The following is a 12668-nucleotide window of genomic DNA, read 5'->3' on the forward strand; positions in this document are numbered from 1 at the left end:
GGGGAGGGGTCAGTCGCGGGCGGTCTGCAAGATGGTCCAGAGCTCGGCCCTGGCGGGGAACGTCGACAGGTCGACGTCGAGCAGGGCGCCGGCCTGGGCGATGCGGGAGCGCAGGGTGTGTCGATGGATGCCGAGTGCGGCGGCAGCGGACTCGGCCCTCGCATCGTGCTCGAGCCAGGTGCGCAGCGACCGTTCGAGTTCGGCCCCGGTGCGCGCGTCGTGTTCGCGCACGGGTGCGAGCCGTGACTCCGCGACCAGACGCGCCTCGTCCGTGGCGAGCGCCGTGAGGATGCTCGACCCCACCGTGTCCGCGTAGCGGGCGACCCCGTGCGCACTCTGCTGCCGCAACGCCGTGAGTGCCTGGGCGTGCGCGCGGGCGAAGGAGTCGTAGGTGTCGGGGTCGGAGGCGCCGACGCGGATGCCGAACCGCGCGGCCGCCTCGTCGAGCAGGGTCTCGTCGTCGGCCGACACGCACATCGTGACGCCGTCCTCGGACTCGGCGAGGAACACCGCGGTCCCGTGCTCCGCGCGGTGTCTCTCCCACCAATCCGTGAGCGGACCAGCCGGTGCGTCCGCGGCGACGGCGACGACCATCGGGGCAGAGGGCAGACTGCCCAGCACCCTTCTGGCGAGAGCGGGGTCGTCGGCGAGCAAGGACCCGAGCAGCTGCGAGTGCAGACGTCGACGGCTCCTCGCGAGCTGCTCGCTCTGCTCCATCGCGAGTCCGGCCATCGCGATCACCGAAGTGACGACGGAGCGCGCCTCGGGGTCGAGCGCGTCGATGGCCAGCGCGATCACTCCGCGGAGGTGGCCGCCGCGTCCCACGGTGAACAACATGAACGTGTTCTCGCCGAGGGTGAGCGACTGCCCGGCCTCCAACCCGCGGGTCAGGATCTCCATCACCCGCGCGCCGAGGGCGTCGAGCACGTCCGCGTCGAGCTGATCGCGTGGGTGCGAGGCCACGGCGGCCCCCGCCGCGTCGAACATCCCGGCCCAGACCCCGAGTCGCCGCCCGAGCTCTGCGATGGTGGCGTCGAGTCCGCTCGGGCGCAGCGCCGCGAGCGCGAGGGCGCGCTGGGTGTCCAGCGCCCAGGACCGCCGCGCATAGGCCTGGGCGGCGATGGCCTCGGAGTGGGCGCGGGCCACGGCGATGAACGGAGTGCGGTACGGCACGGCGAACAACGGCATCGCGTGGGCGTCGCACGCGGCGACGAGTTCATCGGGGATCCCGGAGCGATGCACGTCGGTGCCGAAGCCGAGACCGAGGACACCCCGGTCGGCGAGGCGACCGACGTAGGTGTCGACGTCGACCGCTTCGTCGAACTGCGTCCCGGTGGTCAACAGCGCCAGGTCTTCCGACAGGAAGGGCGTGGGGTCTGCGAGGTCGGAGCTGTGCACCCAGCGCAGCGGGCGATCGAGCGCTCCCTCCGCCAGGTCGCTCTCGCGCGGCACCAGCGCGAGGCCGAGGTCACGCCGACGGAGCAGGGCGCGCAGGGTCGGCTGGTCGGTGGTGACCATCGAGATCCTTCCGGATATACACAGTGGCGAAACGGTCTCCTAGATTGTACGGGTCGGTGAGTGCGAGAGTCTCGGCACCGGCCGTACGCTCGCGAACATGGCACTCCTCGACACCGCAGCCCCCGCAGTCCCTCTCGGCGGACCCGACCTCCCGCAGGAGCGTCGCCTGGTCACGGACCTCCCCGGCCCACGCTCGGCCGAGATCCTGGCGCGCAAGGCGGATGCCGTGGCCGCAGGCGTCGGCCACACCGTGCCGATCGCCGCCGTAGCCGCGGGTGGCGGAGTGGTCGTCGACGCCGACGGCAACTCGCTGATCGACCTCGGCTCCGGCATCGCCGTGACCACCGTGGGCAACGCGCACCCCAAGGTCGCCGCGGCCGTCGCCGCCCAGGCCGCGCAGTTCACGCACACCTGCTTCATGATCTCGCCGTACGAGTCGTACGTCGGCGTCGCGGAGGCGCTCAACCGCGTCACTCCCGGCGACTTCGCGAAGAAGAGCGCGCTGTTCAACTCCGGTGCAGAGGCGGTCGAGAACGCGATCAAGATCGCCCGCAAGCACACCGGTCGCCAGGCGGTCGTCGCCTTCGACCACGGCTACCACGGCCGCACCAACCTGACCATGGCGCTCACCGCCAAGTCGATGCCGTACAAGAGCGGCTTCGGCCCGTTCGCCCCCGAGGTCTACCGCGCGCCGATGTCGTACCCGTTCCGCGACGGCCTCGAGGGCGGCGAAGCCGCAGCCCGCGTCATCCTCCAGCTCGAGAAGCAGATCGGCGCCGACAACCTGGCCGCGGTCATCATCGAGCCGATCCAGGGCGAGGGCGGCTTCATCGTCCCGGCCGACGGCTTCCTCCCGGCGATCGTCGACTGGTGCCGTGCGAACGGCGTGGTCTTCATCGCGGATGAGGTCCAGACCGGGTTCGCCCGCACCGGCCACATGTTCGCGAGCGAGATCTTCGGCATCGAGCCCGACCTCATCACCACCGCGAAGGGCATCGCCGGCGGCCTTCCGCTCGCTGCCGTGACCGGACGCGCCGAGATCATGGACGCCTCGCACTCCGGTGGTCTGGGCGGCACCTATGGCGGAAACCCGATCGCCTGTGCCGCGGCGCTCGCCTCGATCGATGTGTTCGAGAACGACGGCGTGATCGAGCGGGCGCAGGAGATCGGCGTGATCCTGAAGGATCGTCTCACGGCGATCCAGCAGGACGACCCGCGCGTCGGCGACGTCCGCGGTCACGGCGCGATGATCGCGGCAGAGTTCGTCGACCCCGAGACCAAGGCGCCGGACGCCGCCCTCACCGCCGCGGTCGCGAAGGCGTGCATCGCTCAGGGCGTCATCGTGCTCACCTGTGGAACGTACGGCAACGTCATCCGCTTCCTCCCGCCGCTGTCGATCGGCGACGACCTGCTGAACGAAGGCCTCGACATCGTCTCGGCTGCGCTCGCCGCAGCCTGACCACTCGTCCGGTCGCGACCCTGATCGGGGGATTTCGGGTCGCGACCGGTACTTCTTCCCCCGCATTCCCCCAACGAAGGAGTTGCAGATGGCTGAGATCACTCGCGACGTGCTGATCGTCGGCGCCGGAGCCGCAGGGCTCACGGCGGCGAACGACCTGCGCAAAGCCGGCCTGTCGGTGGCCGTCCTGGAGGCCCGCGACCGTGTCGGGGGACGACTGTGGACCGACGTCATCGACGGTGCGATGCTCGAGATCGGCGGCCAGTGGGTCTCGCCCGACCAGGACGCGCTGAAGGAGGCGATCGAGGAGCTCGGGCTCGAGACCTACAGCCGCTACCGCGAGGGTGACAGTGTGTACGTCGGCCCCGACGGGAAGGCGCACCGTTTCACGGGCGAGATGTTCCCGGTGGCGCCGTCGACCGAGGCGGAGATCGCCCGGATCACCGACATCCTCGACGCGCTGGTCGCCGAGATCGACCCGGACAAGCCGTGGGAGCACCCGAACGCGGCGGACTGGGACTCCATCTCCTGGGACGCCTGGCTGCGTCAGCAGACCGACGACGACGAAGCGGTGCGCAACCTGGCCTTCGCGACCGGATCGGCGATGCTCACCAAGCCGACACACGCGTTCTCGCTGCTGCAGTCGCTGCTGATGGCGGCGTCCGCCGGGTCGTACTCGAACCTCGTCGATGCCGACTTCATCCTCGACGAGCGCGTCGTCGGCGGCCTGCAGCAGGTGCCGCTGCGCCTGGCCGAGCGTCTGGGCGACGACGTGCTGCTGAACCAGCCCGTCCGCAGCCTCGAGTGGTCGGACGCCGGCGTCGTGGCAACGACCGACGAGGTCACGGTGCGCGCCCGCCACGCGATCCTCGCCCATGCGCCCATCCTGTACAACCGCATCTCCTTCGTGCCGCCTCTCCCGCGGCGGCAGCACCAGCTGCACCAGCACCTCTCGATGGGCTTCGTGATCAAGGTCCACGCCGTCTACGACCGCCCGTTCTGGCGTGAGCAGGGCCTGAGCGGCACGGCGTTCAGCCCGTACGAGCTGTCGCACGAGGCGTACGACAACACCAACCACGGCGACGAGCGCGGCACCCTGGTGGGCTTCGTCTCCGACGCCAACGCCGACGGCGTGTTCGAGCTGTCGGCGGAGGAGCGCAAGGAGCGCATCCTCGAGTCGCTCTCGCACTACTACGGCCCCGAGGCCAAGAACCCGGTCGTCTACTACGAGAGCGACTGGGGCAGTGAGGAGTGGACCCGCGGGGCCTACGCCGCGAGCTTCGACCTCGGCGGCCTCCACCGCTACGGCCCTGACCTGCGCACGGCGGTCGGCCCGATCCACTTCGCGTGCAGCGACATGGCCGGTGCCGGGTACCAGCACGTCGACGGGGCCATCCGCATGGGACACCTCGTCGCCTCCCAGATCGTCGACGCGAGTCGCGACGCCGGCGCCGTCGAGAGCATCGGCTGATGACCGGCTCGATCGTCGTGGGGTACACGGCGACGGATGCGGGAGCGGATGCCGCGGCCCTCGGCGCGCGGATCGCGCGCAGCATCGGGGCGACCCTCCACCTGGTCATCGTGCTGCCCAACGAGGGCACGCGCAGCGCGGCCGTCCCGCCGGAGCGCGCCTACGAGGAGCACATCAAGGCGCAGGCCCGGACGTGGCTCTCCGACGCCGTCGTCCGCCTCCCGCAGGAGCTGACGCGCAGCGGCCACGTGCGATTCTCCGAGTCGTTCGCCGAGGGGCTCATCTCCGCGGGCGAGGAGTTCGACGCCAGGCTGATCGTGATCGGTGCGGCCGGGGGAGGGATCCTCGGGCGCCACCGGCTCGGCAGCGTCGCGTCCGAGCTGCTGCACTCGTCGACCATCCCGGTCGCGCTCGCGCCCGTGGGCACCGCGCAGGAAGACGACCACGTGATCCCCCGTGTGACCGTCGCGGTGGGTTCGCGCCCGGGCGCCGACGCCCTGCTCGACGAGGCGGTGGCGCTCGCCGGCGACAGCGGGGTCGATCTCCGGCTCGTGTCGCTGGTGCCGTTCGACGTGCCGCCCGGTCTCGACACCGGCGCGATCCGCACGGTCGGCGACACGCATGCGCAGGAGGTCCTCGCGGTCGCATCCGAGCTGCTGCCAGACGGACGCAGCGCCGCCGTCGAGAAGGCACCGGGCGACTCCGTCGAAGACGCCGTCGCGCATCTCTCCTGGCTCCCCGGTGAAGTCGTGCTCGTCGGCTCCAGCCGGCTCGCCCAGCCGCGTCGCCTCTTCCTCGGTTCCACGGCGGCGAAGATGCTGCACGAGCTCCCCGTACCCATGATCGTCGTCCCGCGCACCCGCAACGAAGCAGGAGACCGCTGATGAGCAGCACCAACCGGGCGACGGAGCCCGAATCCGGCGTCACGACCGGCATCTCCACGAAGGGCCTGAGCGCCGGCACGGTCGGCCTGATCGGCGCCGTCGTCATCGGCATCTCGTGCATCGCCCCTGCCTACACCTTCACCGCCGCCGTGGGACCCGTGGCCTCGACGGTCGGCGCGCAGATCCCGGCGATCATCCTGGTCGGCTTCATCCCGATGCTCCTGGTCGCCTTCGGCTACCGCGAGCTGAACAACCGGATGCCCGACTCCGGCACATCCTTCACCTGGGCCGCGCGCGCGTTCGGACCCTGGGTGGGCTGGATGGCGGGCTGGGGGCTGGTGGTCGCGACGATCCTGGTGCTGTCGAATCTCGCCGGCATCGCGGTCGACTTCCTCTTCCTTCTGATCTCGCAGATCACCGGCAATCCCGGCATCGCCGGGTTGGCGAGCGTGACCTGGATCAACATCGGCGTCTGCCTGTTGTTCATGCTCGGCGCGACCTGGATCTCGTACCGCGACATGCAGACGACGCAGAAGCTGCAGTACTGGCTCGTCAGCTTCCAGATCCTCGTGCTCGTCTTCTTCGCCATCGCCGCGATCGTGCAGGCGGTGGGCGGGAACGGGTTCGACTACCAGCCGTTCGACCTGAACTGGTTCAACCCGTTCGCGATCTCGTCCTTCAGCGCCATCGCGGCCGGTCTCTCGCTCTCGATCTTCATCTTCTGGGGCTGGGACGTCACCCTCACCATGAACGAGGAGACGAAGGACCCGGAGAAGACCCCTGGCCGGGCGGCCACCGTCACGGTGCTCACGATCGTCTCCCTGTACCTGCTTCTCGCGGTCGCGATGATCATGTTCGCCGGCGTCGGCACGGGCGCGCTCGGCCTCGGCAACGAGGACATCCAGGAGAACGTGTTCTTCCACCTCTCGGGCCCGATCCTCGGACCGCTCGCCTTCCTCGTCTCGCTCGCCGTGCTCACCAGCTCGGCCTCGTCGTTGCAGTCGACCTTCGTCGGACCGGCACGCACGCTGCTGGCGATGGGCCACTACGGCGCGCTGCCGAAGTCGTTCGCGAAGGTCAGCCCGCGCTTCTTCACCCCTGGGTACGCCACCATCGTCTCGGCGATCGTCGCGTCGGCGTTCTACGCCGTGATGCGTGTGGTCAGCGAAGACACGCTGTGGGACACGATCCTCACGCTCGGCATGATGATCTGCTTCTACTACGGCATCACCGCCTTCGCGTGCGTCTGGTACTTCCGCAAGCAGTGGTTCGACTCCACCCGGAACTTCTTCTTCACGTTCCTGTTCCCGCTCGTCGGTGGAGCGATCCTCGCGGTGCTCTTCTTCACCACGCTGATCGACTCCATGGACCCCGCCTACGGTTCGGGGTCGCAGATCGGTGGTGTCGGCATCGTGTTCATCCTCGGGATGCTCATCATCGTCGTCGGCATCGTCGTGATGATCTGGAACGCGGTCCGCCGTCCCGCCTTCTTCCGCGGCGAGACGCTGAGCATCGATGCTCCGCCCAGCCGACGCCGTCGCTGACCCGACCCGACCCCCAGCCCCATCCTCCTCACGGAAAGAGAACCCATGAGCACTCAGACCGAGCAGGCGCTGCTCGACAGCATCCCCACCGGCCTCTTCATCGGCGGCGAGTGGATCGACGGCGAGACCGGCGGCACGTTCGACGTGCAGGACCCGGCGACCGGCGCCGTGATCCGGACCATCGCCGATGCGACCCCCGCCGACGGCATCCGCGCCCTCGACGCCGCGGTCGCCGCGCAGGACGCATGGGCCGCGACGGCGCCGCGCGTGCGCAGCGAGATCCTCCGCCGGGCGTTCGACCTCGTGCAGGCGCACAAGGAGGACCTGGCTCTGCTCATGACGCTCGAGATGGGAAAGCCGCTCGCCGAGGCCCGTGGCGAGGTCGTCTACGGCGGCGAGTTCCTGCGCTGGTTCAGCGAGGAGGCCGTGCGCATCTCCGGCCGGTACGGGATCAACCCGGAGGGCACGGGCCACATGGTCGTCTCGCAGCGTCCGGTCGGGCCCTCGTTCTTCGTGACGCCGTGGAACTTCCCGTTCGCCATGGCGACGCGCAAGATCGCGCCCGCGCTCGCTGCCGGCTGCACCGTCGTGATCAAGCCCCCGGCACTGACCCCGCTGACCACGATCTACTTCACGAAGCTCCTCGAAGAGGCCGGGCTCCCCGCCGGTGTCGTGAACGTGGTGCAGACCTCGAAGTCGAGCGCGCTTTCGGCGCCGATCATCGCCGACCCGCGTCTGCGCAAGCTGTCCTTCACCGGATCGACCGAGGTCGGCCGCAAGCTCATCGCCCAGGCGGCGGAGGGCGTGCTGCGCGTGTCGATGGAGCTCGGCGGCAACGCCCCGTTCGTGGTGTTCGACGACGCCGACCTCGACAAGGCCGTGGAGGGTGCGCTGGCCGCGAAGTTCCGCAACATCGGACAGGCCTGCACGGCGGCCAATCGGTTCATCGTGCACAAGGACGTGGCGGGCGAGTTCGCCAAGCGCGTGACCGAGCGCGTGAACGGCATGAAGATCGGCCGCGGCACGGAAGAGGGAGTGGCGATCGGTCCGCTCATCGACGCGGACGCCGTGGCGAAGGCCGGCGAGCTCGTCGACGACGCCGTCGAGCGCGGAGCCACGCTGCTCGCGGGCGGCAAGGCCGTCGAGGGGACGGGGTCGTTCTACGAGCCCACCGTCCTGACCGACGTCGTTGCGGGCAGTGCGATCCTCCGCGAGGAGATCTTCGGACCGGTGCTGGCGATCGCGACCTTCGAGACCGAGGAGGAGGCGGTGCGCCTCGCGAACGACACCGAGTACGGTCTCGTCTCGTACGTCTTCACCGAGAACCTGCAGCGCGGTCAGCGGATGATCGACGGCCTCGAGACGGGCATGATGGGTCTCAACGTCGGTGTGGTCTCCAACGCGGCGGCTCCGTTCGGCGGCGTCAAGCAGTCGGGCGTCGGTCGCGAGGGCGGCTTCGAGGGCATCCACGAGTACCTGTCCACGAAGTACACGCTGATCCCGATCTCCTGAGAGGACACGTCATGACCGACTACGCCGTCATCAACCCCGCCACCGGAGAGACGCTGTCGTCCTTCGACACGTTCACCGACGCGCAGATCGAGGAGGCCGTCGCGGCAGCCGACGAGGCGCACCGCGAGTGGTCGCGGTCCACCACGGTCGCCGACCGGGCTGCGCTGCTGCGGCGCGCGGCCGAACTGCACCGTGAGCGCCGGGAGGAGCTGGCCGACATCTTCGTGCGCGAGATGGGCAAGCCCCGCGAGGCCGCGCTGGGCGAGGTGGACTTCGCCGCGGACATCGCCGAGTACTACGCCGACCAGGCCGAAGACATCATGGCCGACCAGCCCATCAAGATCCTCGGCGACGGGTCGGCGATCATCCGACGCTCGTCGCTCGGACCGCTCGTCGGCATCATGCCGTGGAACTTCCCGGCCTATCAGATCGTGCGTTTCGCGGCGCCGAACCTGATCGTCGGCAACACGATCCTGCTGAAGCCCGCGCCGCAGTGCCCCGAGTCGTCGAGCGAGATCGAGGCGATCTACCACGATGCGGGCTTCCCGAAGGGCGCATACCAGAACGTCCTCGCCACGAACGAGCAGATCGCCGACATGATCGCCGACCCCCGCGTGCAGGGCGTCTCGCTCACGGGCTCCGAGCGGGCGGGAGCGGCCGTCGCCGAGGTCGCCGGCCGCAACCTGAAGAAGGTCGCGCTCGAGCTGGGCGGGTCCGACCCGTTCATCGTCCTCTCCACGGACGACCTCGACGCCACGGTGCAGGCGGGGGTCGACGCGCGCCTCGACAACAACGGTCAGGCGTGCAACGGGGCGAAGCGCTTCATCGTCGTCGACGAGCTGTACGACGCCTTCGCCGAGAAGTTCACGGCGGCGATGGCGGCGGTCGAGGCGACCGACCCCATGCTCGACGACACGGTGCTCGGTCCGGTCTCGTCCGAGGCGGCCGCCGAGAACCTGCAGAAGCAGATCGACCAGGCGGTCGAGCAGGGCGCGACGCTGCTCACCGGCGGCACGCGGGAGGGTGCCTTCTTCGCGCCGACCGTGCTGGCCGACGTCACCCCCGAGATGAACGTGTACCGCGAGGAGCTGTTCGGACCTGCGGCGGTCGTGTACCGCGTCGCGGACGAGGACGCAGCGGTGGCTCTCGCGAACGACACCACGTTCGGCCTCGGGTCGTACGTCTTCACGACCGACCCCGAACAGGCCGAGCGTGTGGCCGACCGGATCGAGGCCGGCATGGTCTACGTGAACCTCGTCCTGGCGGACAGCCCCGAGCTGCCCTTCGGCGGCATCAAGCGCAGTGGGACCTCTCGTGAGCTCGGGCACCTGGCCGCGGACGAGTTCGTGAACAAGAAGCTCATCCGCGTCGGCTGACCTCTCGCGCTGAAGAGTCGAAGAACGCCGCCTCCCGGTCTCGGGAGGCGGCGTTCTTCGACTCCTCACCTGCTGCATATCTCTCTCTGCACGGCAGCTCGCGTGGGAATGGTGTCCACAGCACGCGGGGCAGGCGCACGCCGCAGGCAAGCGCAGGGGCGAAGATCGGCGGATGCATCCATCGCCGTTGCCGCCCGGGACTCCGAACGGCTTCACCGTCCCCGATGCGCTCGCACGGGGAATCACCCCGCGCCGTCTGCGAGCGAAGGATCTCTCGAGCCCCTTCCACGGCACGCGCGCTCGCAGACGGCTCGTCGGCGCGGAGACCGTGTCCCTGCTGCTGGCTGCGCTTCCGCCGCACGCGTTCGTCTGCGGCACGACGGCCGCCTGCCTGTGGGGTCTGCCATTGGCGGCGCAGCAGGAAGCAGAGGCATGGGCGCGGCCGCGGATCGGCGTGCCCCCGGAGGAGACCCGAATTCGCAGGAAGGGTGTTCTCGGTCATCGGCTCGTGCTGGAGAGTGACGACGTGGTCCGACGCCGAGGTCTGGCCGTGCTGTCGCCTGCGCGTACGTGGGTGGACGTGTCTCGCGTCATGCGTCTGCCGCGGTTCCTCGCCCTCACGGATGCGCTCCTCAGTACTCGGCATCCGCTCGTCTCGGCGGAGGAACTCGTGCGTCTCCATGAACGATTCGCGGGTGGGCGCGGGGCGAGAGTGCGGCAGCGCGCGCTCGAACTGGCGGATGGTCGTGCCGAGTCCCCGCGCGAATCCATGGTGCGGCTGATTCTGATCGAGGCCGGGTTGCCGCGTCCGGAGTGCAATGTCGAGATCTGGCACGATCACAGATTCGTGGCGCGCGTCGACATGCTCTATGCCGACGAAGGCCTCGTCATCGAGTACGACGGGGATCACCACCGAGACCCTGATCAGTGGAGTCGGGATCAGATCCGCCGCGCCGAGCTCGAATCGCTCGGCTATCGCATGATCGTGGTCACCCGCCGAGACTTCGACGATCCTGACGCGCTCGTGCGCCGGATTCGTCGTCTGCTCACGGCGACTCGTTGAGGTGAGGAGTCAAAGAAAGCCGGATGCCACGGGGTGCGAGCGGCATATCTTGACCTCTCAGCCTGGACGTAGCGCCGCCCCGCACGACCGCGGCGGGCGTAGGGTCGGAACATGGCCAACGTCGCTGAGAACATCGTCAAGACTCTGCACGCCAACGGGATCGACCGTGTCTACGGCATCCCCGGGGACTCGCTGAACGGCTTCACGGATGCGCTGCGCAAGGACGGCACGATCCGCTGGGTGCACGTCCGGCACGAGGAGTCCGCCGCGTTCGCCGCCGCGGCGGATGCCGCCACCACGGGCGAGCTCGCGGTCGTCGCCGGCTCCTGCGGTCCCGGTAACCTGCACCTCATCAACGGCCTGTACGACGCGCAGCGCTCCCGCGTCCCGGTGCTGGCCATCGCGGCGCACATCCCCACGACCGAGATCGGTACAGGGTACTTCCAGGAGACGCACCCGCAGGAGCTCTTCCGCGAGTGCAGCGTCTATGTCGAGTACGTCGCCGACCCGAAGCAGATGCCCCGGCTGATGGAGATCGCCATGCGGGCGGCGATCGAGGAGCGCGGCGTCGCCGTGCTCGTCATCCCCGGTGACGTCGCGCTGGCCGAGATCGCCGACGACCGTGCCGTCGTGATCGAACGCGCCCGTCCCGTGATCGTCCCCAGCGCCGCAGAGCTCGAGAAGGCGGCGACGCTCCTGAACGCGGCGAAGAGCGTCACGATCCTCGCCGGCGCCGGGGTCGAGGGGGCGCACGACGAGGTCATCGCCCTGGCCGACAAGCTCGGAGCACCGATCGTGCATGCCCTTCGTGGCAAGGAGTTCATCGAGTACGACAATCCCTTCGACGTGGGCATGACGGGCCTGCTCGGCTTCGCATCCGGATTCAGAGCCATGGAGGCGGCCGATGCCCTCCTGGTGCTGGGCAGCGACTTCCCGTACGAGCAGTTCTATCCGGACGGTGCGACCACGATCCAGGTCGACATCCGCGGATCACAGCTGGGCAAACGGCATCCCCTCGACCTGGGTCTGGTCGGCGACGTGCGTGCCACGGCGGAGGCCCTGCTGCCGCGGATCGCGAGGAACGACGACCGCGGGCATCTCGACGACGCCGTCGCGCACTACCGCAAGACGCGCAAGAAGCTCGACGAGCTGGCGGTCCCGGCCAAGTCCAAGCGGCCGATCCACCCGCAGTATCTTGCGCGGCTGCTGGACGAGTACGCCGCTGACGACGCGATCTTCACCGCCGATGTGGGCTCACCGACCGTGTGGGCCGCGCGCTACCTGTCGATGACCGAGGAGCGCCGACTGATCGGGTCGTTCACGCACGGATCCATGGCCAACGCCCTGATGCACGGCATCGGCGCTCAGGTCGCGTATCCCGACCGGCAGGTCGTCGCCCTGGCCGGCGACGGCGGGCTCGCGATGATGCTGGGCGAGCTGCTCACGCTCACCCAGAATGCGCTCCCGGTGAAGACGATCGTCGTGAACAACTCCTCGCTGAACTTCGTCGAGCTCGAGATGAAGGCCGCGGGCTTCGTGACCTATGGCACCGGCCTCGACAACCCCAGCTTCGCGGCGATCGCCGAGGCGATGGGCATCTTCGCGCGGCGTGTGGAGCGCAGCGAGGATCTTCCCGATGCGGTGCGAGAGGTGCTCGCGCACGACGGCCCCGCTCTGCTGGACGTGGTCACCGAGCGGCAGGAGCTGTCCATGCCGCCCGCGATCGAGGCCGCCCAGGTCAAGGGCTTCGCGCTGTATGCGATCCGCACCGTGATGTCGGGCCGCGGCGACGAGCTCCTCGACCTCGCCAAGGCGAACTGGCGACAGCTGTTCTGAGGGGG

At 69.4% G+C, this 12668-nt stretch carries 9 protein-coding genes; 8 read left to right on the top strand and 1 reads right to left on the bottom strand.

Features of this window, described 5'->3' with window-relative positions:
* Positions 1 to 9: 9 nt before the first annotated feature.
* Positions 10 to 1518: a PucR family transcriptional regulator ligand-binding domain-containing protein gene (locus AB0E56_RS07880; protein ID WP_359797989.1), complete on the bottom strand. Its 1509-nt coding sequence runs from the start codon at positions 1516 to 1518 to the stop codon at positions 10 to 12.
* 97 nt (positions 1519 to 1615) lie between these two features.
* On the opposite strand from AB0E56_RS07880, the gene gabT reads away from it, so the two are divergent.
* From gabT to poxB, 8 genes are all read left to right on the top strand, one after another.
* Complete coding sequence (gene gabT, locus AB0E56_RS07885) at positions 1616 to 2977, top strand: 4-aminobutyrate--2-oxoglutarate transaminase (RefSeq protein ID WP_359797991.1); 1362 nt, start codon at positions 1616 to 1618, stop codon at positions 2975 to 2977.
* An 88-nt stretch (positions 2978 to 3065) separates the two neighbouring features.
* Complete coding sequence (locus tag AB0E56_RS07890) at positions 3066 to 4448, top strand: NAD(P)/FAD-dependent oxidoreductase (protein ID WP_359797993.1); 1383 nt, start codon at positions 3066 to 3068, stop codon at positions 4446 to 4448.
* Positions 4448 to 5332 (top strand): universal stress protein, encoded by an 885-nt coding sequence (locus AB0E56_RS07895; protein WP_359797995.1) that lies wholly within the window; start codon positions 4448 to 4450, stop codon positions 5330 to 5332. The genes AB0E56_RS07890 and AB0E56_RS07895 overlap by 1 nt, the downstream gene beginning before the upstream one ends.
* Positions 5332 to 6876, top strand: a complete 1545-nt coding sequence (locus tag AB0E56_RS07900) for an APC family permease (protein ID WP_359797997.1) — start codon at positions 5332 to 5334, stop codon at positions 6874 to 6876. The genes AB0E56_RS07895 and AB0E56_RS07900 overlap by 1 nt, the downstream gene beginning before the upstream one ends.
* Positions 6877 to 6921: 45 nt before the next feature.
* The gene (locus AB0E56_RS07905; RefSeq protein WP_359797998.1) at positions 6922 to 8388 is read left to right on the top strand and encodes an NAD-dependent succinate-semialdehyde dehydrogenase; all 1467 of its coding nucleotides are present in this window, start codon (positions 6922 to 6924) and stop codon (positions 8386 to 8388) included.
* Between the two features lie 11 nt (positions 8389 to 8399).
* On the top strand, positions 8400 to 9764 hold the full coding sequence (locus AB0E56_RS07910; RefSeq protein WP_359798000.1) for an NAD-dependent succinate-semialdehyde dehydrogenase: 1365 nt from the start codon (positions 8400 to 8402) through the stop codon (positions 9762 to 9764).
* Positions 9765 to 9936: 172 nt separating this feature from the next.
* The gene (locus AB0E56_RS07915; protein ID WP_359798002.1) at positions 9937 to 10827 is read left to right on the top strand and encodes a hypothetical protein; all 891 of its coding nucleotides are present in this window, start codon (positions 9937 to 9939) and stop codon (positions 10825 to 10827) included.
* Between the two features lie 111 nt (positions 10828 to 10938).
* Positions 10939 to 12663, top strand: coding sequence for a ubiquinone-dependent pyruvate dehydrogenase (poxB, locus tag AB0E56_RS07920; RefSeq protein WP_359798003.1), 1725 nt, complete (start codon positions 10939 to 10941; stop codon positions 12661 to 12663).
* The last annotated feature ends 5 nt before the right edge of the window (positions 12664 to 12668 follow it).

The organism is Microbacterium sp. NPDC028030 (assembly GCF_040637855.1).
In the GTDB taxonomy this organism is placed as follows: Bacteria; Actinomycetota; Actinomycetes; order Actinomycetales; family Microbacteriaceae; genus Microbacterium.